The sequence below is a fragment of the Halomonas sp. 3H genome, assembly GCF_024206005.1.
Classification (GTDB): Bacteria; Pseudomonadota; Gammaproteobacteria; order Pseudomonadales; family Halomonadaceae; genus Halomonas; species Halomonas campaniensis.
In genome coordinates this window covers 2,739,131-2,763,638 of sequence record NZ_CP100360.1, presented here as the reverse complement: position 1 = coordinate 2,763,638, position 24,508 = coordinate 2,739,131, and the positions used below count along the sequence as shown (strand labels likewise).

The 24,508-nt window shown below is 69.5% G+C and carries 26 protein-coding genes; 15 read left to right on the top strand and 11 right to left on the bottom strand.

All coding sequences use genetic code 11. The features are described from left to right. Nucleotides 1–11: 11 nt before the first annotated feature. From NFC98_RS12880 to sixA, 3 genes are all read left to right on the top strand, one after another. A complete protein-coding gene (locus NFC98_RS12880; RefSeq protein WP_254275336.1) occupies nucleotides 12–1,454 on the top strand; it encodes an NAD(P)(+) transhydrogenase (Re/Si-specific) subunit beta in 1,443 nt (480 codons plus the stop codon). A gap of 156 nt (nucleotides 1,455–1,610) precedes the next feature. After that, a complete protein-coding gene (locus tag NFC98_RS12875; protein ID WP_254275335.1) occupies nucleotides 1,611–2,678 on the top strand; it encodes an NAD(P)H-dependent glycerol-3-phosphate dehydrogenase in 1,068 nt (355 codons plus the stop codon). Continuing rightward, nucleotides 2,671–3,147: a phosphohistidine phosphatase SixA gene (gene sixA / locus NFC98_RS12870; protein WP_254275334.1), complete on the top strand. Its 477-nt coding sequence runs from the start codon at nucleotides 2,671–2,673 to the stop codon at nucleotides 3,145–3,147. Before NFC98_RS12875 ends, sixA begins: the two co-directional genes overlap by 8 nt. On the opposite strand, the gene NFC98_RS12865 is transcribed toward sixA, so the two are convergent. Further along, complete coding sequence (locus tag NFC98_RS12865; RefSeq protein WP_254275333.1) at nucleotides 3,144–4,091, bottom strand: AEC family transporter; 948 nt, start codon at nucleotides 4,089–4,091, stop codon at nucleotides 3,144–3,146. The genes sixA and NFC98_RS12865 overlap by 4 nt on opposite strands. 234 nt (nucleotides 4,092–4,325) lie before the next feature. Between NFC98_RS12865 and NFC98_RS12860 the strand changes: the two genes are divergently transcribed. From NFC98_RS12860 to NFC98_RS12850, 3 genes are read left to right on the top strand one after another with little or no spacing between them, the layout of a single operon-like run. After that, a complete protein-coding gene (locus tag NFC98_RS12860) occupies nucleotides 4,326–5,141 on the top strand; it encodes an alpha/beta fold hydrolase (RefSeq protein WP_254275332.1) in 816 nt (271 codons plus the stop codon). After that, complete coding sequence (locus NFC98_RS12855) at nucleotides 5,138–6,028, top strand: alpha/beta fold hydrolase (RefSeq protein WP_254275331.1); 891 nt, start codon at nucleotides 5,138–5,140, stop codon at nucleotides 6,026–6,028. Before NFC98_RS12860 ends, NFC98_RS12855 begins: the two co-directional genes overlap by 4 nt. Beyond that, nucleotides 6,025–7,098 (top strand): patatin-like phospholipase family protein, encoded by a 1,074-nt coding sequence (locus tag NFC98_RS12850; protein ID WP_254275330.1) that lies wholly within the window; start codon nucleotides 6,025–6,027, stop codon nucleotides 7,096–7,098. Before NFC98_RS12855 ends, NFC98_RS12850 begins: the two co-directional genes overlap by 4 nt. 7 nt (nucleotides 7,099–7,105) lie before the next feature. Here the strand turns inward: NFC98_RS12850 and NFC98_RS12845 are convergent, their stop codons facing one another. Further along, nucleotides 7,106–7,681: a Smr/MutS family protein gene (locus NFC98_RS12845; protein WP_254275329.1), complete on the bottom strand. Its 576-nt coding sequence runs from the start codon at nucleotides 7,679–7,681 to the stop codon at nucleotides 7,106–7,108. Nucleotides 7,682–7,848: 167 nt separating this feature from the next. Between NFC98_RS12845 and prmB the strand changes: the two genes are divergently transcribed. The 5 genes from prmB (at nucleotide 7,849) to phaC (ending at nucleotide 12,895) form a co-directional block, all read left to right on the top strand. Continuing rightward, nucleotides 7,849–8,745 (top strand): 50S ribosomal protein L3 N(5)-glutamine methyltransferase, encoded by an 897-nt coding sequence (gene prmB / locus NFC98_RS12840; protein WP_254277843.1) that lies wholly within the window; start codon nucleotides 7,849–7,851, stop codon nucleotides 8,743–8,745. A 33-nt stretch (nucleotides 8,746–8,778) separates the two neighbouring features. Next, the gene (aroC, locus tag NFC98_RS12835) at nucleotides 8,779–9,864 is read left to right on the top strand and encodes a chorismate synthase (protein WP_254275328.1); all 1,086 of its coding nucleotides are present in this window, start codon (nucleotides 8,779–8,781) and stop codon (nucleotides 9,862–9,864) included. Between the two features lie 82 nt (nucleotides 9,865–9,946). Next, complete coding sequence (locus NFC98_RS12830; protein ID WP_254275327.1) at nucleotides 9,947–10,387, top strand: hypothetical protein; 441 nt, start codon at nucleotides 9,947–9,949, stop codon at nucleotides 10,385–10,387. Between the two features lie 124 nt (nucleotides 10,388–10,511). Beyond that, the gene (locus NFC98_RS12825; RefSeq protein ID WP_254275326.1) at nucleotides 10,512–10,943 is read left to right on the top strand and encodes a phasin family protein; all 432 of its coding nucleotides are present in this window, start codon (nucleotides 10,512–10,514) and stop codon (nucleotides 10,941–10,943) included. Between the two features lie 131 nt (nucleotides 10,944–11,074). Then, on the top strand, nucleotides 11,075–12,895 hold the full coding sequence (gene phaC / locus NFC98_RS12820) for a class I poly(R)-hydroxyalkanoic acid synthase (RefSeq protein WP_254275325.1): 1,821 nt from the start codon (nucleotides 11,075–11,077) through the stop codon (nucleotides 12,893–12,895). A 143-nt stretch (nucleotides 12,896–13,038) separates the two neighbouring features. Here the strand turns inward: phaC and lnt are convergent, their stop codons facing one another. The 5 genes from lnt to miaB form a co-directional block, all read right to left on the bottom strand. Further along, complete coding sequence (gene lnt, locus NFC98_RS12815; RefSeq protein WP_254277842.1) at nucleotides 13,039–14,529, bottom strand: apolipoprotein N-acyltransferase; 1,491 nt, start codon at nucleotides 14,527–14,529, stop codon at nucleotides 13,039–13,041. Between the two features lie 23 nt (nucleotides 14,530–14,552). Beyond that, nucleotides 14,553–15,422, bottom strand: coding sequence for an HlyC/CorC family transporter (locus NFC98_RS12810; RefSeq protein ID WP_254275324.1), 870 nt, complete (start codon nucleotides 15,420–15,422; stop codon nucleotides 14,553–14,555). After that, the gene (gene ybeY / locus NFC98_RS12805; protein WP_254275323.1) at nucleotides 15,419–15,937 is read right to left on the bottom strand and encodes an rRNA maturation RNase YbeY; all 519 of its coding nucleotides are present in this window, start codon (nucleotides 15,935–15,937) and stop codon (nucleotides 15,419–15,421) included. Before ybeY ends, NFC98_RS12810 begins: the two co-directional genes overlap by 4 nt. Beyond that, nucleotides 15,934–17,028, bottom strand: coding sequence for a PhoH family protein (locus tag NFC98_RS12800; RefSeq protein WP_254275322.1), 1,095 nt, complete (start codon nucleotides 17,026–17,028; stop codon nucleotides 15,934–15,936). The genes ybeY and NFC98_RS12800 overlap by 4 nt, the downstream gene beginning before the upstream one ends. An 80-nt stretch (nucleotides 17,029–17,108) precedes the next feature. Next, nucleotides 17,109–18,452 (bottom strand): tRNA (N6-isopentenyl adenosine(37)-C2)-methylthiotransferase MiaB, encoded by a 1,344-nt coding sequence (miaB, locus tag NFC98_RS12795; protein ID WP_254275321.1) that lies wholly within the window; start codon nucleotides 18,450–18,452, stop codon nucleotides 17,109–17,111. Between the two features lie 145 nt (nucleotides 18,453–18,597). Between miaB and NFC98_RS12790 the strand changes: the two genes are divergently transcribed. From NFC98_RS12790 to NFC98_RS12780, 3 genes are all read left to right on the top strand, one after another. Further along, on the top strand, nucleotides 18,598–18,927 hold the full coding sequence (locus tag NFC98_RS12790) for a DUF1820 family protein (protein ID WP_254275320.1): 330 nt from the start codon (nucleotides 18,598–18,600) through the stop codon (nucleotides 18,925–18,927). Nucleotides 18,928–19,146: 219 nt separating this feature from the next. Next, nucleotides 19,147–19,773, top strand: a complete 627-nt coding sequence (locus NFC98_RS12785) for a TIGR04211 family SH3 domain-containing protein (RefSeq protein ID WP_183331513.1) — start codon at nucleotides 19,147–19,149, stop codon at nucleotides 19,771–19,773. A 14-nt stretch (nucleotides 19,774–19,787) separates the two neighbouring features. Continuing rightward, nucleotides 19,788–20,429, top strand: coding sequence for a thiopurine S-methyltransferase (locus NFC98_RS12780; RefSeq protein ID WP_254275319.1), 642 nt, complete (start codon nucleotides 19,788–19,790; stop codon nucleotides 20,427–20,429). 81 nt (nucleotides 20,430–20,510) lie between these two features. Here NFC98_RS12780 and NFC98_RS12775 read toward each other — a convergent pair whose 3' ends face one another. Beyond that, nucleotides 20,511–21,101: a YajG family lipoprotein gene (locus tag NFC98_RS12775; RefSeq protein ID WP_254275318.1), complete on the bottom strand. Its 591-nt coding sequence runs from the start codon at nucleotides 21,099–21,101 to the stop codon at nucleotides 20,511–20,513. Between the two features lie 153 nt (nucleotides 21,102–21,254). On the opposite strand from NFC98_RS12775, the gene NFC98_RS12770 reads away from it, so the two are divergent. Continuing rightward, the gene (locus NFC98_RS12770; RefSeq protein ID WP_254275317.1) at nucleotides 21,255–21,680 is read left to right on the top strand and encodes a GNAT family N-acetyltransferase; all 426 of its coding nucleotides are present in this window, start codon (nucleotides 21,255–21,257) and stop codon (nucleotides 21,678–21,680) included. 21 nt (nucleotides 21,681–21,701) lie between these two features. On the opposite strand, the gene NFC98_RS12765 is transcribed toward NFC98_RS12770, so the two are convergent. Genes NFC98_RS12765 through cysT form a run of 3 tightly spaced genes read right to left on the bottom strand, consistent with a single transcriptional unit; the run spans nucleotide 21,702 to nucleotide 24,498 of the window. After that, nucleotides 21,702–22,811, bottom strand: a complete 1,110-nt coding sequence (locus NFC98_RS12765; protein WP_254275316.1) for a sulfate/molybdate ABC transporter ATP-binding protein — start codon at nucleotides 22,809–22,811, stop codon at nucleotides 21,702–21,704. Next, nucleotides 22,808–23,635 (bottom strand): sulfate ABC transporter permease subunit CysW, encoded by an 828-nt coding sequence (gene cysW / locus NFC98_RS12760; RefSeq protein WP_254275315.1) that lies wholly within the window; start codon nucleotides 23,633–23,635, stop codon nucleotides 22,808–22,810. Before cysW ends, NFC98_RS12765 begins: the two co-directional genes overlap by 4 nt. Continuing rightward, nucleotides 23,635–24,498, bottom strand: coding sequence for a sulfate ABC transporter permease subunit CysT (cysT, locus tag NFC98_RS12755; protein ID WP_254275314.1), 864 nt, complete (start codon nucleotides 24,496–24,498; stop codon nucleotides 23,635–23,637). Before cysT ends, cysW begins: the two co-directional genes overlap by 1 nt. Nucleotides 24,499–24,508 lie beyond the last annotated feature (10 nt).

Here is a 24,508-nt window from a genome sequence, read left to right as displayed (position 1 = left end):
GGAGACACGACATGTTGGGTCAAGGATTCGTTTCTGCCGCGGCAATTGCGGCAAGTGTGCTGTTCATCCTCTCCCTGGGGGGGCTGAGCAACCAGGAGAAGGCCAAGCGGGCGGTGTGGTACGGCATCGTCGGCATGGCCGTGGCGGTGTTCTTCACCGCCTTCGGGCCGGGGATCGGCGCCTACTGGCTGATGATCCCGATGATCCTCATCGGCTCGGTGATCGGCTGGGTGGTGGCCAAGCGCGTCGCCATGACCGAGATGCCACAGCTGGTGGCGGCGCTGCACAGCTTCGTCGGCCTGGCGGCGGTGTTCGTGGCCTGGAGCGCCGACCTGGAGCGGATGCGGGTCGCGGCGGCCAAGGCCGCCGGCGCCTCCATGGAGGGCTTTTCGGCGTTCGCTGCCCTGGTGGCGACCAAGGCGCCGGATGAGCTCACCTTCCTGCAGATCGAGGTGGTGTTCGCCATCTTCATCGGCGCGGTGACCTTCACCGGCTCGGTGGTGGCCTTCGGCAAGCTGGCCGGCAAGGTGGACGGCAAGCCGCGGCAGCTGCCCGGCGGGCACAAGCTCAACGCCGGTGCCGCCGCGCTCTCGCTGCTGCTGGCCATCCTCTACCTCAACGGCGCCGGTTTCTGGACGCTTCTGGTGCTGGCGGCGCTGTCGTTCTTCATCGGCTGGCACCTGATCATGGGCATCGGCGGTGCCGACATGCCGGTGGTGGTGTCGATGCTGAACAGCTACTCCGGCTGGGCCGCCGCGGCCATCGGCTTCACGCTCTCCAATGACCTGCTGATCGTCACCGGCGCCCTGGTGGGCTCCTCCGGCGCGATCCTCTCCTACATCATGTGCAAGGCGATGAACCGCAACTTCGTCAGCGTGATCCTGGGCGGCTTTGGCGGCAGCAAGGGGCCGGCGGCCGAGATCGAGGGCGAACAGGTGGCCATCGACGCGGCCGGCGTGGCCAGTGCGCTCAACAACGCCGACAGCGTGATCATCGTGCCGGGCTACGGCATGGCGGTGGCCCAGGCCCAGAACGCGGTGAGCGAGCTGGTGCGCAAGCTGCGCGCCGCCGGCAAGGAGGTGCGCTTCGCCATCCACCCGGTGGCCGGCCGCCTGCCGGGGCACATGAACGTGCTGCTGGCCGAGGCCAGGGTGCCCTACGACATCGTCATGGAGATGGACGAGATCAATGACGACTTCCCCAAGACGGACGTGGCGATCGTCATCGGCTCCAACGACATCGTGAACCCGGCGGCCCAGGAGGATCCCAACAGCCCGATCGCCGGGATGCCGGTGCTAGAGGTGTGGAAGTCGCGGGTCGTCTTCGTCTGCAAGCGTGGCCAGGGTACCGGCTACTCGGGCATCGAGAACCCGCTGTTCTTCAAGGAGAACACCCGCATGCTCTACGGCGATGCCCGCGAGAGCATCGATTCGCTGCTGTCGCACATCGACTAGGCCGCCGTGCGTCGGCCGGTGCTGCCGGCCGACGGAGATGGCGCATCACGGGGCCCGAATCGGCTGACGATTCGGGCCCCTTTTTCGCTACAATCAACTCTCCATTCACCCCGATTCCATCCATCCCGATTTCAGCGAAAACAGGCGGGGACGACCATGGCAGAGGAACAGATGAGAGTGGCGGTGCTGGGGGGCGGCAGCTTCGGCACCGCGCTGGCCAGCATCGCCGCCGACAATGGCGCCCGGGTGCGCCAGTGGCTGCGCGACCCCGATCTGGCCGAGCAGATCACGCGCGAGCACCGCAACGGTCGCTACCTGCCCGACTATGCGATCAATCCCTCGGTGGTGGCGTCCACCGACATGGCCGAGGTGCTCGAGGGCGCGGGCCTGGTGCTGGTGGCGATTCCCTCCCAGGCGTTCCGGGATGTGGTGCGCCAGGCGCGCCCCTGGCTCCGCCCCGACCAGATACTGGTCAGCACCACCAAGGGGATCCAGGAGGAGGGCTTCAAGCTGATGAGCCAGATCCTGGAGGAGGAGACCGGCTTTCCCCATATCGGGGTCATCTCCGGCCCCAACCTGGCCTCGGAGATCGCCCAGAAGCAGCTCACCGCCACGGTGATCGCCAGCGACGATCCCGAGACCCGCACCCGGGTGCAGACCGCCCTGGGCTGCGACTACTTCCGGGTCTATGCCAGCAACGATCGCCACGGCGTCGAGCTGGGCGGGGCGCTGAAGAACATCTATGCCATTGCCGCCGGCATGGCCGCCGCGCTGGGCATGGGCGAGAACACCCGCAGCATGCTGATGACCCGGGCGCTGGCGGAGATGAGTCGCTTCGCCGTCTGCCGGGGCGCCAACCCCATGACCTTCCTCGGGCTGGCCGGGGTCGGCGACCTCATCGTGACCTGCTCCTCGGCGCTGTCGCGCAACTACCGTGTCGGCCATGCCCTGGGCGAGGGGCGCACCCTGGACGAGGCGGTGGCGGCGCTGGGCCAGGTGGCCGAGGGGGTCAATACGGTGCGGCTGGTGCGCGACAGGGCGCGCCAGGAGGGCGTCTACATGCCGCTGGCCGAGGGGCTCTACCAGGTGCTCTTCAAGGGGGTGCCGGCCAAGGAGATGGCGCGCATGCTGATGCTCGGCGAGCAGAGCAGCGACGTGGAGTTCATCCTCTCCCGCGAGGACGTACAGCAGGCGCACCGGGAGACCGGGGGGCGGCATGGCTGAACGGTTGCTGGTCATGCGCCACGGCGAGGCGGGCCCGGGGCGGCCGGACGCCGAGCGCGAGCTCACCGGACGAGGTGGTGACGAGGCGCGGCGGGTGGCCGCCTGGCTGGCTGGGCGCTCCGACCTCGCCGGGCTGCGCCTGCTGGCCAGCCCCTACCGTCGCGCCCGGCAGACCGCCGGCCTCGTCGGGGAGGCGCTTGGCGCTGCCGTGGAGACGCTGCCGATCATCACCCCCGACGACGACCCCGCGGCGGTGGCCGGCTGGCTGATCGAGCAGCCCGAGGGGCGGCCGCTGCTGCTGGTGAGCCATATGCCGCTGGTGGGCGCGCTTGCCGGCCTGCTGGTGGAGGGGCGTACCGACCGCGGTCCGGGCTTTCCCACCGGCGCCGTCGCCGAGCTTGAGGCCGACGTCTGGGCCGGCGGCTGCGCCCGGCTGACGAGGTTTACCGCCCCGGCCGACTTGGATTAGATCAGCCCCGCCACCTTCAAGGCGAAGGCGCCCACGGTGATGGTCAGGCTGGCCATCAGGGTGGTCAGGGCGATGATGTTGGCGGTCAGGACGGCATTGCCGCCCATGGCCCTGGCCATCACGAAGGCCGCGGCGGCGGTGGGGCTGGCGAAGAAGAGGAACATGACGCCGAGCTCGCGGCCCTCGAAGCCGGCCAGCCAGGCGGCGGCGGTGGCCAGCACCGGCACCGTGACCATCTTCATCAGGCTGGCGCCGGTGGCCAGGCGGCCCGACTCGCGGATCGCCCCCAGGGACAGTGTCGCGCCGATGCAGATCAGCGCCAGCGGCAGGGTGAGCGAGGCGAAGTACTCGCCGGAGGTCATCAGCCAGCCGGGCAGGCGCAGCTCCAGGGCCGCCACCGGGATCGCCGCCACCACCGCGAGGATCAGCGGGTTGCGCACGATGTGCGAGAGGATGCTGCGCCAGTCGGCGCGATGGCCCTCCTGGTAGCTGGCCAGCGCGATGACCGAGAAGGCGTTGTAGGTGAGGATCACCACCCCCAGCAGCAGGCCGCCGGCGGAGAGGCCGTAGTCGCCGTACATGCCGGCCGCCAGCGCCAGGCCCACGATGCCGCAGTTGCCGCGGAAGGCGCCCTGGACATAGACCCCGCGCTCCTCCCTGGGCACTCGCAGGATCGCCCAGGCCCAGCAGAACAGGAAGCTGCCCAGGGTGGCCAGGGCGAAGAAGGCCAGCAGCCTCGGGTTGAGGGTGGCATCCAGGTCGGCCTTGATGATGCTAAGGAAGATCAGCGTCGGCATGGTGGCCTTGAACACCAGCATCGAGGCGGTGGCCACGAAGGCCTGGTCGATCCAGCCGGCGCGCTTGAGCACCAGGCCGGCGAAGACCATGGCGAACACCGGCAGCGTGACCTCGAGGGTCTGGAGGAAGAGGGCGGTGAGGTTCATCCGTCGGCGCCCGCCCTAGCGGGCCAGCCACAGGCCGACGACCACCGCCACCAGCACGGTGGCAAAGAAGACGCGGTTGCGGGTGCGGGTGTCTCGCTCGGGCTTGCGGGGCTCGTTCACGGGGGCTCCAGTCGGGTCGGGGAGGTCGGGCGACTTGGCGGATCATGGTAATCCCGTTAGCCTGCTACCGCCAGACGGGGCCGCTGGCCCCCACGACCCGGACGAGCTCATGCCATGACCCGAACCGAAGGCGCCTCGCGCCCACCCCTGCTCTTCGCCCATGCCAACGGCTTCCCGGGCGTCTGCTATCGCAGCTTCCTGGCGCCCCTGGCGGAGCGCTTCGACCTGCACCCGCTGGATCGCCTGGGGCACCATCCCGACTTCCCGGTGGGCCACAACTGGCTGGCCCTGCGTGACGAGCTGCTGGCCCACCTGGCCAGCTTCGAGACGCCGGTGATCGGGGTGGGCCACTCCATGGGCGGCGTGCTGATGGCCATGGCGGCGGAGGCTGCCCCCGAGCGTTTCCGCTGCGTGGTGATGCTGGACCCGCCGCTGATGCTGGGGATGGATGCCTGGGGCATGAAGCTCGCCAAGCGCCTCGGCTTCGTGGACCGCATCACCCCGGCCGGCAAGAGCCTGGGGCGCCGCGCCGTCTGGCCCGACCGGGAGGCCATGTTGCACTACCTGCGCCGGCGGGGGTTGTTCCGGCGCTTCACCGACCAGGCCCTGCGCGACTATGTGGAGGGCGGCACCCGGCTGCTGGACGATGGCAGTGCGGTGCTGGTCTATGACCCCGAGATCGAGGTGCAGATCTTTCGCCACCTGCCCGACCACCTGGGGACCCTGCCGCGGCGCCTGCGGGTGCCGGTGGCGGTGCTGGCCGGCCGCGACTCCGACCTACTGACGCCGCGGCGTCGGCGCCGCCTCGAGCGCCACGGGGTGCCGGTCACTGCAGTACCGGGCTCGCACATGTTTCCCCTGGAGTTCCCCGGCGAGACCCGTGACGCCCTGCTCGAGACCCTCGAGCGGCTGCTGGGGGAGCGCCCATGACCGACGTCCGTCCCCTGCGGCTCGCCGACGGACGACTGGCCGCCCTGGCCTGGGGCGAGGAGGGCGCGCCGACCTGGCTGGCCCTGCATGGCTGGCTCGACAACGCGGCCAGCTTCTCCCGCCTGGCGCCGCGGCTGGTGGCCCGCCTGGGAATCCGCGTGGTGGCTATCGACTTCTCCGGCCATGGGCACTCCGCGCCCCTGCCCGGCGACTATGCGATCTGGGACTACTGTCATGACCTGCTCGACGCGGCGGAGGCGCTCGGCCTGGCGCGGGTGACGCTGCTGGCCCACTCCATGGGCGCCGGCGTCGCCTGCCTGACCGCCGCGGCGCTGTCCGAGCGGGTCGAGGCGCTGGTGCTCCTCGATGGCCTGGGCACCCTCACCACGCCGGCGGAGCAGGCGCCGGCCCAGCTGCGCCGGGGGCTGATGGGCCATCGGCGCCCCCTGTCGCCGGCACCGCGCTATCCTGACAGAGAGAGTGCCGTGGCGGCGCGGGTGGCGGGGGGCGCCATCCCGATCGACGCCGAGACGGCGCGTCCCCTGGTGGCGCGCAACCTGGAGGCACGGGATGACGGCCACGTCCAGCTGCGCACCGATGGTCGCCTCTTGCGCCCCTCGCCGGTACGCTTCTGCCCCGAACAGGGGCTGGCGATGCTCTCGGCGATCCGCTGCCCGGCCCTGCTGGTGGAAGGGAGGACCGGGATCCTCGGCGAGGGCGAACGGGCCCGGCTGGCCCGTGGGGCGATGCCGGGGCTCGAGCGACGGGTCCTGAAAGGCGGGCACCACCTGCACCTGGAGCCGCAGGCGGTGGAGGCGGTCGCCGAGGCGATCGCCGGCTGGCACCGGGCGATGCCGGGGCGGGTCAACGAGGAGGACGGGCGATGAACGAGCGCGAGACGCCGGCGACACGCGACGGCAAGCGAGTGGCGCTGGTGCTGGGCAGCGGCGGGGCGCGCGGCTACGCCCATATCGGCGTGATCGATGAGCTGGAGGCGCGGGGCTACCAGGTGGTGGCGATCGCCGGCTGCTCGATGGGTGCGCTGGTGGGCGGTGTCTATGCCGCCGGCCAGCTGAAGGGCTACCGCGACTGGGTCTGCCGCCTCGACTACTTCGACGTGCTCAGGCTGGTGGACGTCACCTGGAGCCCCATGGGCGCCATGCGCGCCAACAAGGTGATGGGCAAGCTGGAGAGCCTGATCGGCGATACTCGCATCGAGGACCTGGCGATCCCGGTGACCACCGTGGCCACCGACCTGACCCGCCAGCGCGAGGTATGGTTCCAGAGTGGCTCGCTGCTCGAGGCGATCCGCGCCTCCATCGCGGTCCCCGGCGTGATCACCCCGGTGCACCGTGGCGAGCAGGTGCTGGTGGATGGCGGCCTGCTCAACCCGCTGCCGATCATCCCCACCGTGGCGGCCGATGCCGACTTCGTGCTGGCCGTCAACGTCACGGCCCACAGCCCGCGCCCGGTCACCCTGGAGGAGCTGCTGCCTCCCGAACAGGCGGCCGAGGAGCGTGCCCGTGAAGAGGCCCGGGACGCCCGAGGCATCGACTTCGGCGGCTGGATCGAGGAGGTGCGCGGTGCGGCCAGCCGCTGGTTCGAGGGCCTGAGCAACAACAATGCCCGCGCGGACGCGGGCGAGGATGACGAACAGGTGCGGCGGCGCGAGTGGGGGCGGCTCGACATGGTGCTGGCCTCCTTCGACATCACCCAGGCGGCGCTCGCCAAGTACAAGGTGGCCGGCTATCCGCCCGACGTGCTGATCGAGGTGCCCAAGACGGTGTGCGGCGCCTACGAGTTCCATCGCGCCGAGGCGCTGATCATGCTCGGCCGCCACCTGGCCGTGGAGGCGCTGGACCGCTTCGAGGGGCGGCGCCACCCGGGATGGGGCAGCCGGGAAATCGTCGTCGACCCGATCACGGCGCCGGTCGAGCCTTCCGCCGGGACACCCTGAGGCCGTCTCAGGCCAGGTTGCCGCGTCGGCGCAGCAGCACGTAGAGCGCCCCGGTGCCGCCGTCGGCCTCGATGGCCGAGCAGAAGGCCAGCACGCCGGGCCACTCGCGTAGCCAGGCGTTCACGTGGCTCTTGATCACCGGGTAGTCGCTGCTGGTCCCCCAGGCCTTGCCATGGACCACCATCACGCAGCGTCGTCGCTCGGCGGCCGCCTCGCGAAGGAAGGCCTCGAGCTCGGCCCGGGCCTCCTCGAGGGTATGGCCGTGCAGGTCCAGCCCGGTCTCCCAGGCGATCTGGCCGCGCTTGAGCTGGCTGCGGGTCCGCCACGGCAGGTCGGGGAGGGCGAAGTCCAGGTACTCCGAGGGGCGAACCGGTTCCACCCGGCCGTCGGAGGTCCGCCCGGTGCCGGTGTCGTCCCGGGCGGACTCGGCGGCTGCGCGGCGCGCCTCGGTCGAGGCATCGCGCCTGCGCGGCCGGCCGGGGTCGGCGCGGTTGCGCTTGATCGGACGCACGCCGGCCTCCTGAAGGGCCTGGCGGAAGGCGCCGATCTCCTCGTCGTCGGGGCGGTGGCGATCTCGGCTCATGGCAGGGCTGCTGTGGTGGCGGCAGGGGCGCACAGTATAACCAGCGCGGCGTGGCTGTGAACCGCCCTGGCGGTTACAATCGGGTTCCCCGCCCGCCAACCACAGGATGCCACGTGGCCGCTTGCAACGACGCCCCCCACTCGACGCTCCAGCTCTCCGACGCCGACCTGCGCGACGGGCTCATCACCCTGCGCGACTGCCTGCGCTGGGCGGCCAGCGAGTTCCACCTGGCCGGGCTCTACTATGGCCACGGGACCGAGTCGGCCTGGGATGAGGCGGTGGCACTGACGCTGGGCGCCCTGCACCTGCCGTGGAACGTCGACCCGGGTGTGCTCGATGCCCGCCTGCTGCCCATGGAGCGCGGTCGGATCGTGGCCCTGGTGCGCAGCCGCATCGCCACCCGGCGTCCGCTGCCCTACCTGCTGGGCGAGGCCTTCTTCGCCGGTGTCCCGTTCAGCGTCGACGAGCGGGTGCTGATTCCCCGCTCGCCCATCGCCGAGCTCATCGAACATGGCTTCGCCGCCTGGTTCCCGGGGGAGCCGCCCGCCAGGGTGCTCGACCTCTGCACCGGGTCCGGCTGCATCGGCATCGCCACGGCGCTGCACCTGCCCACCTGCGAGGTGGACCTGGCCGACATCAGCGGCGAGGCGCTGGAGGTGGCGCGGATCAACATCACCCGCCACGACGTCGGAGAACGGGTGCGCGCCGTCGAGTCCGACCTCTTCGATGGCCTGCCCGGCCGCTATGACCTGATCGTCTCCAACCCGCCCTATGTGGATGCCCGCGACCTGGCCACCATGCCCGCCGAGTTTCGCCACGAGCCTTCGCTGGCGCTGGGGGCCGGGGCCGACGGCCTGGATATCGTGCGGCGCATCCTGCGCGAGGCCCGCGACCATCTGACCGACGGCGGCGTGCTGATCGTCGAGGTCGGCAACTCCGACCGCCACCTTGAGGCCGCCTTTCCCGAGGTGCCCTTCCTGTGGCTCGAATTCGAGCGCGGCGGCCAGGGCGTGTTCGCCTTGACCGCCGATGAACTCGACGCCCATGCGGCGTCCTTCGCCTGATCCCCAGACCCCTGATTCCCGGGAGGAGCGCCCATGTCCGGCAACACCTTCGGCAAGCTGTTCACCGTCACCACCTTCGGCGAGAGCCACGGCCCGGCGCTGGGCGCCATCGTCGATGGCTGTCCCCCGGGGCTGCCGCTCAGCGAGGAGGACCTGCAGCGCGACCTGGACCGCCGCCGCCCCGGGACCTCGCGCCACACCACCCAGCGCCGCGAGCCGGACCGGGTAAGGATCCTCTCCGGGGTATTCGAGGGGGTCACCACCGGCACCGCCATCGGCCTGCTGATCGAGAACACCGACCAGCGCTCCAAGGATTACGGCAACATCAAGGACCAGTTCCGCCCGGCCCACGCGGACTACAGCTACCACCACAAGTACGGCATCCGCGACTACCGCGGCGGCGGGCGCTCCAGCGCCCGGGAGACCGCCATGCGGGTGGCCGCCGGGGCCATCGCCAAGAAGTACCTGGCGGCGCAGGGCATCGCGGTGCGCGGCTACATGAGCCAGCTCGGCCCGATCGCCATCGACTTCAAGCAGTGGGAGGCGGTGGACGCCAACCCCTTCTTCTGTCCCGACCCGGATCGCGTGCCTGAGCTCGAGGCCTACATGGACCAGCTGCGCCGCGACCAGGACTCGGTGGGGGCGAAGATCACGGTGGTGGCCGAGGGGGTGCCCCCGGGCCTCGGCGAGCCGGTGTTCGATCGGCTCGATGCCGAGCTGGCCCACGGCCTGATGAGCATCAACGCGGTGAAGGGGGTGGAGATCGGCGACGGCTTCGCCAGCGTGGCGAGCCGCGGCAGCGAACACCGCGACGAGATGACCCCCGAGGGCTTCCTCTCCAACCACGCCGGCGGCGTGCTGGGTGGTATCTCCAGCGGCCAGGCTGTCATCGCCCACCTGGCGCTCAAGCCCACCTCCAGCATCACCACCCCGGGGCGCAGCATCGACGTTCATGGCCAGCCCGTCGAGGTGGTCACCAAGGGACGCCACGACCCCTGCGTGGGCATCCGCGCCACGCCCATCGCCGAGGCGATGATGGCGCTGACGCTGATGGACCATCTGCTGCGTCACCGTGGCCAGAACGCGGAGGTCAGTGTGGAGACACCGCGGCTGCGCTGAGGCGGCATCGACTGGGCCGGCCGGCCATGGCTGCTACACTGCATCCAGGCACACCAATCCCGTCCCCCGAAAGAGCACCGCCATGAAGATCAATGTCGAGTTCGACCTGACCCCCGAGGAGTTCCGCCAGGCGCTGGGCCTGCCCGACGTGGAGGCCTTCCAGAGGGACCTGCTGGAGCGTATCCAGAAGCAGATGGAGTCCGGCGTGGAAGGGTACGACCCGATGAGCCTGATGCAGCCCTTCCTGCAGCAGTCCGGCCTGCCCCAGGGGCTCACCCAGGGGCTCTCACAGGGGCTGTCGAGCTTCGGCAGCTACCAGCAGATGATGCTCGACATGCTGCGCCAGGCCGGGCAGGGCGCTACCCAGGGCGCGTCGAGCGAGGCGAAGGCGTCCCGGGACAGCACCTCCTCCGCTTCGGGCGCGTCGTCCGGGAAGGGGAGTGCCGGCACCGGAGCCGCCAAGGCCGGAAGTGCCCGCAAGAGTAACGCCAGCGCCCGTTCGCGCACCAAGCGCGAGAGCTGATCCACGGCCGGCCTTGGACCTTCATCGTCTTGCAACCTGACGGCGGGCAGACTAGGCTTTGTGCAGTGCAACATCATCGACGGGGCACCACGCCCGCGATGTCGCAATCCATGGAGAGACCACCATGCAGGACAAGATGACCGACGCCTTCAACGAGCAGACTCGCCAGTTCTTCGAGCCGATGCGCAAGCTCAACTCCCTGATGCTGGACAACATGGAGAAGATGACCCAGTACCAGATGGAGTCCATGAAGCGCTACAGCCAGCTGGGCACGGAGCGTCTTCGCGATGCCAGCGAGGTCAGCGATGCCGAGGGCCTCAAGGACTTCAGCACCCGCCAGGCGGAGATGATGAGCGAACTCTCCCAGCAGATGCTGGCCGATGCCAAGGCACTCTCCGAGATGAGCCTCGAGTTCAAGGCCGAGCTCGAGAAGCTGTTCGCCGAGCAGACCAAGCTGGCCGAGCAGGCTACCTCCCAGGCCGCCGGCGGCGAGAAGCCGAAGGGCGCGCCGGCCAAGGCGACCAGCCAGTCCTCCCGCGGCGGCAGCAAGAGCTGAGCCCCGCGGTAAAGCGGGTTTTCGACGGCGCCTGAGCGGCGCCGCTGTTCAGGCCGCCACCCCGTCATGGGTGTGGCGGATAGTGCTATTCGTGACCGGCGCCAGGGCGTTCGGCGCGTCAGGAGGGGTCAATGCAGCCAGGGGTTGAAGCACCGACACAGGCCGAGCTGGAAGCGTGGAACGCCCAGCTCATGGAGATCGGCGAGGAGTACCGCGCCCTGATGGGTGACCTGCTGGAGCGGATGGTGCCCAGCGATGCCGCCGATTCCGTCTATGGGGACATGCGGGCCAGCTTCCAGGCGGCCGCCGAGTCGCTGATGGGCAACCCGCCCCAGCTGTGGCAGACCCAGGCGCGGCTGATGCAGGACCAGTTCCAGCTGTGGCAGAACGGCCTGCGGTCCATGGCCGGCGAGTCGGTCGAACCGCTGGTGACCCCGCAGAAGGGCGATCGCCGCTTCAAGGACGAGGCCTGGACCCAGGACCCCTACTATCTGGCGATCATGCAGCAGTACCTGCTGTTCCAGCGGCTGGTGGAGGAGCTGATCGACGGCCTCGATCTGCCGGAGGACCAGAAGCAGCGGCTGGGCTTCTATGCCCGCCAGCTGGTCAATGCCATGGCGCCCACCAACTTCGTCACCACCAACCCGGAGGTGATGCGCAGGACCCAGGAGACCCGGGGCCAGAACCTGATCGATGGCCTGGCCCGGCTGCGGGATGACCTGGCCAACTCCGCCGAGGGGCTCAACGTCACCATGACCGATCGCAGCGCCTTCGAGGTCGGCAGGAACATCGCCGTGACCCCCGGGGCCGTGGTCTACGAGAACGAGCTGATCCAGCTGATCCAGTACACGCCCACCACCGAGCAGGTCTTCAAGACACCGCTGCTGGTGATGCCGCCCTGGATCAACAAGTACTACATCCTCGACCTGCGTGAGGACAACTCCCTGGTCAAGTGGCTGGTGGAGCAGGGACACACCGTCTTCCTGATCTCCTGGCGAAATCCCGGGCCCGAGCAGCGCGACCTGACCTGGGCCGACTACATGCAGCTCGGCCCCATCGCCGCCATGGGGGCCATCGAGCAGGCCACCGGCGAGAAGTCGGTCAACCTGATGAGCTACTGCGTGGGCGGTACCCTGGCAGCCTCCACGGTCGCCTACCTCACCAGCACCCGCCGCGGACGCAAGGTGAAGTCGGTCACCTACATGACCACCCTCCAGGACTTCCGCGACCCCGGCGAGATCGGCGTCTTCCTGAGCGAGCCGGTGCTGCAGGGGATCGAGGCGAAGATGGAGCGCGACGGCTACCTGGACGGCCGCGTCATGGCCTTCTCCTTCAACCTGCTGCGCGAGAACGACCTCTTCTGGTCCTTCTACATCAGCAACTACCTGAAGGGGGACGTGCCGGCGCCCTTCGACCTGCTCTACTGGAACACCGACGGCACCAACCTGCCGGCGGCGACCCATGGCTGGTACCTGCGTCACATGTACATGGAGAACCGCCTGGTGGAGCCGGGCGGCATCGAGCTCGACGGCGTCAAGATCGACCTGCGCAAGGTGTCGACCCCGAGCTACTTCATCTCCACCCGCGAGGATCACATCGCCAAGTGGAACAGCACCTACTACGGCGCGCTGCTGCCCAAGGGGCCGGTGACCTTCGTGCTGGGCGGGTCCGGCCATATCGCCGGCATCGTCAACCCGCCGCACAAGAACAAGTACGGCTACTGGACCAATGACGAACTGCCCGAGACCCCGGAGAAGTGGCTCGAGGGGGCCCAGCAGCACGAGGGCTCCTGGTGGCCCCACTGGCAGGCGTGGATCACCGGGAACGGCTACGCAGACCCGGAGAAGATGGTGCCGGCGCGTCAGCCCGGCGAAGGCGAGCTGGACATCCTCGAACCCGCCCCGGGGCGCTATGTCAGGATGACCATCCCCGAGGTGCTGGGCGAGCAATAAGCGCCGAGCTGAAAGCGTCTGGCGCCCAGCAGAAAGGAACCCCATCGGGCTTCGGCTCGATGGGGTTCTTGCGTGATGGAGAGGTGGAAGGCTCCGGCCCAGAGGTTCTCCCGCCACGGGCCATGGCCAGCGAGGGGATAAGCTTAATGCCGACCCGCTCGGCGCTCGGCGCTGGCCGCTCGGCGCTGTAACCCCGGCAGTACCAGCAGCGCGGCGAGCAGCCAGGTCGGCCAGCTGCCGGTGCGAGTGAAGGGTGTCAGGCCCGTCATGGGCTGCACCTGGCCGGTGATGCTGGCCACCTCGAACTGGGGAGCGCGGGCGGTGACACGCCCCGTCGGGTCGACGATCACGGTGACACCGTTGCTGGTGGCGCGCAGCAGGTAGCGGCCGTTCTCCAGGGCGCGCAGGCGGGCCATCTGCAGGTGCTGGAGGGGGCCGATGGAGCGGCCGAACCAGGTGTCGTTGGAGACCGTCAGCAGCAGTTCGCTCTCCCTGGCGCGTTCGGCCACCAGGTCGGCGTAGATGATCTCGTAGCAGATAGCGTTGCCGATGGAGGTGCCGGCCGCCAGGATCGGTGCCTGCCGGGCCGGGCCCGGCGTCATGGCCGGCATGGGCAGGTCGAAGAAGGCGATGGTGCCGCGCAGCAGGCTCTCCAGCGGCAGGTACTCGCCGAAGGGGACCAGGTGTTCCTTGCGGTACTGACCCTCGGCGTTGCCGAGCCCGATCACGCTGTTGAAATAGAGGCCCCGACCGTCGCGCTGCAGGATGCCGGTGAGCAGGGCGGTGTCGGGCGACAGGTTGGACTGCACGCGCTCCAGGATCGGCCGGGCCTCTTCCTCGAACATCGGCAGGGCGGCCTCGGGCCAGACGACCAGGTCGAGGTCGTCGGGCTGGGCGCGGGTCAGCTCGCTGTAGGTATTGGCCGCGACGCGCTGCCCCTCCGGGGTCCACTTGATCAGCTGGGGGAGGTTGCCCTGGAGCAGCGCGACCCGCAGCGGCTCGCCGGTGGGCTGGGTCCAGTGGGAGGGCAGTGCCAGGGGGATGAGCCATAGGGCGGCCACGGGGGCCGCGGCCCACCAGCGGCGCATCAGGAACTGCACGCCCAGGGTGCCGGTCAGGACGGTGATCAGCGACAGCAGGTAGACGCCGCCGACGGGTGCCCAGGGGGCCAGCGGCGAGTCCGCGTGGGCCGAGCCCAGCAGCAGCCAGGGAAAGCCGGTGAACAGCCAGGTCCGGAGCCATTCGCCCAGCACCCAGGCGCCGGCGAAGCTCAGCGCCGCCAGGCGCGGCCCGCACAGCCGCCGATAGAGCCACAGCGTCACGGCCGGGAACAGGGCCATGCTGGCCACGAACAGGGCCGTGAGGAAGAGGGCGAGGGGCACGCCGGTATAGCCGTAGTCGTGGATCGACACATAGACCCAGGAGGCCCCGGAGCCGAACAGCCCGAGCCCGTAGCACCAGCCCCGCAGGGCGGCCTGGGCGGGCGACAGGGCATGGATGCCCAGGTAGACCAGGCCCACGGCGACCGGGCCGAGCCACCAGAGTTCGAAGGGGGAGGCGGTAAGGGTGGTGAGTCCCCCGGCGATCACTGCCATCAGGCAGCCGAGGGCCGGGGAGAAGCGCAGCTGGTGCATCATGACCTTCCTTGGGGGCGGGACTAGTCGTCGTCCGGTCCGTCGCAGGGCTCTGCCTCCAGCAACCGGATGCGGCGGTTGTCGGCGTTGAGCACGGTGAAGCGCCAGCCGCCGATCTCGGTATGCTCGCCCCGTCCGGGCAGGTGACCGAAGCGCTGCATCACCAGGCCGCCGAGGGTGTCGAACTCCTCGTCGGAGAAGCGCGTGGCGAAGCGCTCGTTGAAATCCTCGATGGGGGTCAGGGCGCGGATGGCGAAGCGGCCCTCGCCCAGTTCGCGGATATCCTCCTCCTCATCGGCGTCGTGCTCGTCCTCGATCTCGCCGACGATCTCCTCGAGGATATCCTCGATGGTGACGATGCCGGCGGTACCGCCATACTCGTCCACCACGATCGCCATGTGGTTGTGGGTGTCCTGGAACTCCTTCAACAGGCTGTTGAGGCGCTTGGACTCCGGCACGAACAGCGCCGGGCGCACGACCTCCTCGAGGCGGAACGGCCGGCCATTCTCCTGGCCGCCGCGCAGCAGTGGCAGCAGGTCCTTGGCTAGCAGGATGCCCCTGACCTCGTCGAGGTTCTCGCCGATCACCGGATAGCGCGAGTGGCCGGTCTCGAGGATCACCGGCAGGTACTCCTCCAGCGGCTGGTCGAGGGCGATGGCAGTGATCTGGGAGCGCGGGATCAGCACCTCGCGGACCTGCTGGTCGCTGATCTGCAGGGCGCCCTCGATGATCATCATGGCGTCCTGCTCGAGCTTCAGGCGGGTCGCCGCCTGGCGCAGGAACTCCAGCAGTTCGCCGCGGGAGCTGGGTTCGTCACTGTCGCTGGAAAGGGCGCTGAACAACTTCTCGAGCCAGGACTTGTTGCCCTGGCCGCTCGATCGGTCTTCGCTCATGCGTCGGTTCTCTTGTCCTCGGAATCGGGGGCGGCGCCCGGGGCCTCTCCCGGGTCGTGACGGTAGGGGTCGGCGATGCCGAACTCGGCGAGAATCTCGCGTTCGAGCTGCTCCATCGCCTCGGCCTCGTCATCCTCGAGATGATCATGGCCCAGCAGGTGCAGGGTGCCGTGCACCACCATATGAGCGTAGTGATCGGCGAGCGACTTGTCCTGCTCGGCGGCTTCCCGGACCACCACCGGGTGGCAGATCACCAGGTCGCCGAGCAGCGACAGGGCGACCCCGGGGGGACACTCGAAGGGGAACGAGAGCACGTTGGTAGGCCTGTCGCGACCGCGATAGTCGCGGTTGAGCGCCTGGCTCTCGGCGGCATCGACCAGGCGCACGGTGAGCTCGCTGTCGGCGGGCACGTCGTGGCGGGCCAGCACGGCGGCCACCCAGGTCTCGAGATCGGCCTGGGGCGGCAGTCCCTCGGCCTCGATGGCCACCTGGCGGTCGACCCGGGGGAGGCTCATGACTCGCCGCGCTCGCGGTCGATGCGCTCCTGACGCTCCTGGCGTTCCAGGCGCAGCGTCTCGCGCTCCTGCTCCCGGGCCTGCTTGCGGGCGCGCTCGACGGCTTCCTGCTCGGCCTCGAAGTGGTCATAGGCCTCGATGATGCGCTGCACCAGCGGATGGCGCACCACGTCCTTGGCGGCGAAGTGGGTGACGCCGATGCCGGGCGTGCCCTTGAGCACATCGAGCACCTGGATCAGCCCCGAGCTCTGGCCGCGGGGCAGGTCAACCTGAGTCACGTCGCCGGTGATCACTGCGGTGGAGCCGAAGCCGATGCGGGTGAGGAACATCTTCATCTGCTCGCGGGTGGTGTTCTGGCTCTCGTCGAGGATGATGAAGGCGTTGTTGAGGGTGCGCCCGCGCATGTAGGCCAGCGGGGCGATCTCGATCACCTGGCGCTCGATCAGCTTGGCGACCTGCTCGAAGCCGATCATCTCGTAGAGGGCGTCATAGAGCGGGCGCAGGTAGGGGTCGATCTTCTGGGCCAGGTCGCCGGGCAGGAAGCCGAGCTTCTCGCCGGCCTCCACCGCGGGGCGCACCAGCAGGATACGACGCACCTCCTGCTGGTTGAGGGCCTCCACCGCGGCGGCCACGGCGAGGTAGGTCTTGCCGGTGCCGGCCGGGCCGATGCCGAAGTTGATGTCGTGGGCGCGGATACTCTGCACGTAGCCCTGCTGGTTGAGCCCGCGGGGCTTGATCAGCGCGCGGGGGGTGCGCAGCAGCACCTCGCCGTCGGCCTCGACGCCTTCCTCTTCCTCCAGCGCCTCGAGGCCGGACTCCTGCAGGAACAGGTGAACGGTGTCCGGCTCCAGGTCGCTGGCCTCGGTCTCGCGATAGAGATGCTCGAGCAGGTTGGCGGCGGCCTTGACCCGGTGGATGGGCCCGGCCAGCTGGAAGATGTTGCCGCGGTTGCGCAGGGTGATGCCCAGGCGCGCCTCCACCAGCTTGAGGTGCTCGTCGCGCTGGCCGCACAGGTTGGCCAGGCGGCGCGGGTCATTGGGCTCGAGAGTGAGGGTGATGATGCGGTTGGCCTGGGAGGATGGCTGGCTCAAGACGGGCGGGTCCCATGGAAGTTGGATTTAGGGCAGCTTACTGCCCCGGCGCCTGCCGGGGCAATAAAGGGGCCGCGGCGTCAGTGGATCTCGGGCGAGGCGAGCTCGCCGCGCAGGGAGTTGGGCAGCGCCTCGGTGATCTCCACGTCGACGAAGAAGCCGATCAGCTCCATGGGGTTGGCGGCGCGGAAGTTGACCACCCGGTTGTTCTCGGTGCGTCCGGAGAGCTGGCCCGGGTCGCGGGGCGAGAAGCCGGTGACCAGGATGCGCTGGGTGCTGCCCACCATGCGCCGGCTGATCTGCATCGCCTGCTGGTTGATGCGCTCCTGGAGGATCGCCAGGCGCTGCTTCTTGACGCTCTCCGGGGTGTCGTCCACCAGGCCGGCCGCCGGGGTGCCGGGGCGCGCCGAGTAGACGAAGCTGAAGGAGTGGTCGAAGCCGATGCGATGGATCAGGTCCATGGTGGCCGCGAAGTCCTCGTCGGTCTCGCCGGGGAAGCCGACGATGAAGTCGGAGGAGAAGCTGATATCGGGGCGCAGTGCGCGAATGCGCTCCATCTTCTCGACGTACTCCTCGACGGTGTGACCGCGCTTCATGGCGGCGAGTATCCGATCGGAACCGGCCTGCACCGGCAGGTGGAGGTGGCTGACCAGCTCGGGGATCTCGCCATAGGCCTCCACCAGGCTGTCGGTGAACTCCACCGGGTGGGAGGTGGTGAAGCGGATGCGGTCGATGCCCTCTACCGCCGCCACACAGGCGATCAGCTCGGCCAGGTCGATCTCGTCGCCCAACTGGTTCTCGCCGCGATAGGCGTTGACGTTCTGGCCCAGCAGGTTGATCTCGCGCACCCCCTGGTCGGCCAGGTGGACCACCTCGTCCATTACCGCCTCGAAGGGCCGGGAGACCTCCTCGCCGCGGGTATAGGGCACCACGCAGAAAGTGCAGTACTTGGAGCAGCCCTCCATCACCGACACGAAGGCGGTGGCGCCGTCGGCGCTTGGCTTGGGCAGGTGGTCGAACTTCTCGATCTCCGGGAAGGTGACGTCTACCACCGAGATCTGCTCCTGCTGGCGCGAATCGAGCATGGCCGGCACCCGATGCAGCGTCTGGGGGCCGAACACCATGTCCACGTAGGGGGCCCGCTTGCGCAGCGCCTCGCCTTCCTGGCTGGCCACGCAGCCGCCGACGCCGATCACCAGGTCAGGGTTGGCCTCCTTGAGCTTCTTCCAGCGGCCGAGCTGGTGGAACACCTTCTCCTGGGCCTTCTCGCGGATCGAGCAGGTGTTGAGCAGGATGACGTCGGCCTCGCGCTCGTCGTCGGTGAGCTCGAGCCGGTGGGATTCACCGAGCAGATCCGCCATGCGGGCGGAGTCGTACTCGTTCATCTGGCAGCCGTGCGTCTTGATGAAGAGTTTCTTCGCCATAAGAGAGAGTGGGCCGTGCCTTGAGAAAAGTAGCCAGGTATTGTACGCGCCGCCGGGCGGGGGAGCCAGCATGGGCCGCACTCCCCGGGAGTATGCTACTCTTGCGCCTCGTGTCGGAATACCGTGTCGAGGAACACTCAGCACCATGGCGGCAAAGCCGATCTATCGGGTGGTTTTCCACCAGCAGGGGGAGGTCTGGGAGCTCTATGCTCGCGAGATCTTCCAGAGTGACCTGTGGGGCTTCATCGAGGTCGAGGAGTTCGTCTTCGACGATGCCTCCAAGCTGGTGGTGGACCCCTCTGCCGACAAGCTGCGGCGGACCTTCGACGGGGTCAGCCGCAGCTACCTGCCGTTGAACGCCATCGTGCGCATCGACGAGGTGGAGCGCGAGGGGCCGCCGCGGGCAGTGAAGAGCGAGGGACGGGTCGCCGAGTTCCCGCGGCCCTTCGCGCCACCCTCCCGGCAGGACCGCTGAGCCACGGGCCAGGCGGGCCGCCTGGTCAGAGAGTGACCAGGCCGTGCCGGCGGCCGCCCCCGCGGGCCTGGCGGCGGCTGTCCAGCGGTTTTCCCGGCAGTTGTCCACAGGAGCTGTGGACAGACACTCCGTCTCATCGCGCCGCCGTGGGCAGGAAGCCGACGGTGGCCACGGGTCGCGTCAGCGTGGAACCCCACCAGCTTTAGCCAGGACGACGGCATGACCAAACACGACTTCAAACGACTCAGCCTGGGCGTGGCCCTGGGGCTCCTCGCCCTGCCACTGCAGGCCCAGCAGACCGAGGCGACCCACTGGGTCTCCGACTCCCTCACCACCTATGTGCGCAGCGGTCCCACCGACGGCTACCGCATTGTCGGTACGCTGACCGCCGGCGAGCCTGTCAGCGTGCTGGAGACCAGCGGTGACTACTCGCGGGTCGAGAACGCCGACGGCAATACCGTCTGGGTGCTCTCCAACGAGCTGCAGGAGACCCCCAGCGCCCAGGTGCGGCTGCCGGCACTCGAACAGCAGGTGGCCGAGCTGTCCGCCGAGCTCGAGGGCATCAACGAGCAGTGGGAGAGCCGCACCGCTGCCCAGCGCGAGACCCTGGAGACCCGCGAGGCGCGCATTGCCGAGCTGGAGGCACGCAACCGCGAGCTCGACGCCGAGGCCGAGCAGTCGCGCCAGAGCGTCCGCCAGCTGCAGGCGCGTCTGGATACCCAGGAGGAGGACCTGCTGATGCGCTACTTCATGTACGGTGGCGGGGTGGCCGGCGCGGGCCTGCTGGTGGGGCTGATCGTGCCCCACCTGCCACGCCGTCGGCGGAAACGCGACCGCTGGTTCTGAGCCCGGGGGAGACCATGGCCAATGAATGGCGGGAGCGCTGGCGGGAGGGGCGTATCGGCTTCCACCGCGATCGCCCCCATCCGGCACTGATTCGTCACTGGCCGCTGCTCGGCGCCCGGCCCGGTACCAAGGTACTGGTGCCGCTGTGCGGCAAGAGCCTGGACATGCGCTGGCTCGGCCAGCATGACCACCCGGTGCTGGGCATCGAGCTGGCGCCCGAGGCCATCGAGCAGTTCGTGGCGGAGGGTGCGGGCATGGTCTCCCGCTATCGCCAGGGCGCCTTCGAGGTGTGCCGCCAGGGCAATGTGGAGCTGTGGCAGGGGGACTTCTTCCACTTCCACATCGAGCAGGCGGCGGAGCTCGGCGCCTTCTACGATCGCGCCGCCCTGATCGCCCTGCCGCCGGCCACTCGCCAGCGCTACGCCTTCCACCTGGCCCAGCTGATTCCGCCGGGTGCACGGGGGCTGCTGATCAGCCTGACCCGTGCTCCCGGCGAGGAGGCGTCGGGGCCGCCCTTCAGCGTCCCCGCCGAGGAGGTGCGTGAACTCTTCGAGCCCAACTTCCGGGTCACCCACCTGGAGGACGGGGAGCCGGAGCCGGGCAGCGGCTTCCGCGAGAGCGTCTGGGCTCTGGTGCGGCGGGGTCCCATGGAGTAGCCGACGGTGATGCGAGTCGGCCAGGACACGGCGAGGGCGCCCCATGGGGCGCCCTCGTTGCGTGATGGCGGCGGTGCCGGCTCAGCGGGCCAGCAGGCGGCCCAGTTCCGGGTCCCGGAAGGCGCGGTCCAGGCCATCGGAGAGCAGGTCGTTGACCATGCGGGTGTTGGTGTCGCGATCCGGGCGCACGGCATAGGTCTGGGTGCGGCGCGAGGTATAGGTGCCGGTATAGGTGTTGCCGCCGTTGCGCGCCTCGGCGATGAACACCGCCTCGAGGCGCGCCTCGTCGACCACCGGGCGGCTCTGGCCACGCTCGTAGCCCAGATGGTCGAGGGTCAGGGTCAGGCTGGGGCGACCCTCGGCACGCTCGGTGGTGGGGCGAAAGCCCATGTCGCGGACCGCACGCTCGGCCTCGCGCTGCAGCTGCGGTACGAGCTCGTGGGCATTGACGGTGATGGTGGCCGTCGACATGGCACTGCCCGTGCGGGTGCCGATCACCTCGCTGTCGCGCCCATCCACGGCGATCACCGTGATCGCCTGTCCGCTGCCCGTCACCGGGACGTCGGCGCTGCGCTGGGGGTTGAGCTGCAGGTAGTGGGGGCTGGCGCAACCGGCCAGCCAGCTGCCGGCCAGCAGGGTGGCCAGGAGGCGGAGGAAGAGGCGACGCGGCATGGTGGTGAGTCTCCCGAGGGGCTGGGTGCCGGCAGGCGGCCGGGGGTGGAGCCTGGCAGGGAGTATATCGCCCCGGCCAGGCGCCGGAAAACCTGCGGGCAACGGCCCGGGCCGTGAGGTTACACTATCGGCAAATCCCGATGGATGCCTGACATGATACGTTCCGCCACGCCCGAGGACTTCCCGACCCTCGCCGATATCTGGCTACGCGCCTCGCGCCTGGCCCACGACTTCATTCCCGCCGAGTTCTGGGAGTCCCGGCACGAGGCCATGGCTCGCGACCACCTGCCCCGTGCCGAGGTCCATGTGCTGGAAGTGGAGGGGCGGGTGATCGGCTTCGCCGCCCTGAATGGCGACCACCTGGAGGCGCTGTTCATCGACCCCGACGTACAGAGCTATGGCCATGGCTCCCGCCTGCTGGCCCACGCCATGGCGGCCCGGACGCATCTCAGCCTGTGTGTCTATTCGCGCAACGTCCGCGCCGTCTCCTTCTATCGGCGCCTGGGGTTCCAGCCCGTGGAGGAGCGCGTGGAGCCGCTCACCGGCGAGCGGGAGATCCTGATGAGCTGGGATCGCTAGCTCCCTCCCGCGTCATTGGCCTCAGGCCAGGCTGGCCCGGGGGGCGACCCGCCGTGACTCGCGGCCCTCGGGGAAGCGGTGCCAGCGCCGCGGCTCGACGAAGAGCCGCTGACCGCGGCGCAGGTCGAGCCGCTCGTAGTCGGCGTGGCGCACCGTGGCGAGCCAGGGGGCGGCCATCCAGTCGGCGGCGAGTTCCACGCGGACCTCGGCCCCCACCGGGGAGATGGCGGTGACCGTGGCCGGCAGCCGGGCCTCCGGGCTCGGGGCCTCGACCAGCCTCACCTCGTGGGGACGCAGCAGCAGCTCCTCCGGGCCGTCCGGCAGCTCCACCGAGAGGCGCGCGTCGCCGCAGGTAAGGATGCCGCCGCGCACCTCGCCCTCCAGGTGGTTCACATCGCCCAGGAACTCGAAGACGAAGCGGTTGCCCGGCGCGCGGTAGAGGTCGTCCGGCGTGTCGATCTGCTCGATGCGGCCGTTGCTCATCACCGCCACGCGATCGGAGAGTTCCAGCGCCTCCTCCTGGTCGTGGGTCACGAAGAGGCTGGTGAAGCCCAGTTCGTCATGCAGGTGGCGCAGCCAGCGGCGCAGGTCCTGGCGAACCTTGGCGTCCAGGGCCCCGAATGGCTCGTCGAGCAGCAGCACGTCGGGGCGCAGGGCCAGCGCACGCGCCAGCGACACCCGCTGCTGCTGGCCGCCGGAGAGCTGCGCCGGATAGCGGCCGGCCAGCGACTCCAGCTGTACCATCTCCAGCAGGCGGTGGACCCGGGCGCGGATCTCGCCGCTGGTGGGGCGGTTCCGGCGCGGCATCACGGTGAGGCCGAAGGCGACGTTGTCGAACACCGTCATGTGGCGGAACAGCGCATAGTGCTGGAAGACGAAGCCGATCCGCCGATCGCGCACGTGCACGTCGGTGACGTCGCGGTCGCCGAACAGGATGCGGGCGCCGCCGTCCCGGTCGGGGCTCTCCAGCCCCGCGATGATCCGCAGCAGGGTGGTCTTGCCCGAGCCGGAAGGCCCGAGCAGGCCGACCAGTTCGCCCTCCTGGATGTCGAGGTTGACCGGCTCCAGCGCCCGGGTGCCCTGGCGGCCAGAGCCGAAGTGCTTGCCGATATTGTGCAGGCGAATGCTCATGCGAGGGCCTCCTGGCGCGCGGCGCGCCATTCCAGTCCGGCCTTGGCGGCCAGGGTGAGCAGGGCGATCAGCGCCAGCAGCGAGGCGCTGGCGAAGGCGCCGACGGTATTGTAGTCCTGGTAGAGCTGTTCCAGGTGAAGCGGCAGGGTGTTGGTCTGGCCGCGGATGGCCCCGGAGACCACCGAGACGGCGCCGAACTCGCCGACCGCCCGGGCGTTGGTGAGGATCACCCCGTAGAGCAGCGCCCAGCGGATGTTGGGCAGGGTGACCCGGCGGAAGAGGGTCCAGCCCGGCGCGCCGAGGGTCACGGCGGCTTCCTCCTCGCGGGAGCCCTGGGCCTGCATCAGCGGGATCAGCTCCCGGGCGACGAAGGGGCAGGTGACGAAGATGGTCACCATCAGGATGCCCGGCCAGGCGAACATCAGCTGCACGTCGTGACCGTCGAGCCAGCCGCCCAGCCAGCCGTTGCGCCCGTAGAGCAGCAGGTAGATCAGGCCCGCCACCACCGGTGACACCGCGAAGGGGATGTCGATCAGGGTCTGCAGCAGGCGCCGCCCCGGGAAGCTGAAACGGGTCACCAGCCAGGCCAGGGCCACCCCGAACACCAGGCAGACCGGGATGGTCAGCACGGTGATGAACAGCGTCAGTCCGATGGCGCGCAGGGTGTAGTGGTCGCTGACGTTGCTCCAGAAGATGCCGACGCCCTGGGCAAAGGCCTGGGCGAAGATCGCCACCAGCGGCAGCAGCAGGAACAGCGCCGCGAGTGCCACGGCGGCGAGGATCAGGGCCCGGCGCACCGCCGGGGCATCACCGATTCGTTGCATCAGCCGCGTCCTCCATGCAGGCGCCGGGCGAAGCGCCCCTGCCAGATGTTGATCGCCAGCAGCAGCGCCAGTGACACGAACAGCACCACCGAGGCGATGGCCGAGGCGCCGGCGTAGTCATACTCCTGGAGGCGCACGAAGATCATCAGGGCGGTGATCTCGGTCTCGTAGGGCATGTTGCCGGCGATGAAGATGATCGCCCCGAACTCGCCCAGGGAGCGCACGAAGGCCAGGCCCGTGCCGGTGACCAGTGCCGGCCACAGGTGCGGCAGGATCACCCGGCGAAAGGCGGTGCCATCGGTGGCGCCCAGGGTCAGCGCGGCCTCGTCCACCTCCTGGGGCAGGTCCTCGAGGACCGGTTGCACCGTGCGCACCACGAAGGGAATGCTGGTGAAGGCCATGGCCAGCGCGATGCCTACCCAGGTGTAGGCGACCTGCAGCCCCAGCGGCTCGAGCAGGCGTCCCATCCAGCCGTTGCTCGAGTAGAGGGTGGCCAGGGTGATGCCGGCCACCGCCGTGGGCAGGGCGAAGGGTAGGTCCATCAGGGCGTCGAGCAGGCGCTTGCCGGGAAATTCGTAGCGCACCAGCACCCAGGCCAGCAGCAGGCCGAAGGCGGCGTTGATCAGCGCCGCCAGCGCGGCGGCGCCGATGGTCACGGTGTAGCTGGCCACCACCCGGCCATCGCTGATGATTGCCCAGTACTCTGCCAGGCTGAGACCCGCCAGCTGGCCGAACAGGCCGGTCATCGGCAGCAGCAGCACCAGCGAGATGAACAGCAGGCTCACGCCCAGCGACAGGCCGAACCCCGGCAGCACCCGCCTGGGGGTGCGGCCGAACGCGAAGGGAAGGGCGCGGGTGCTCATGGGCGTGGCT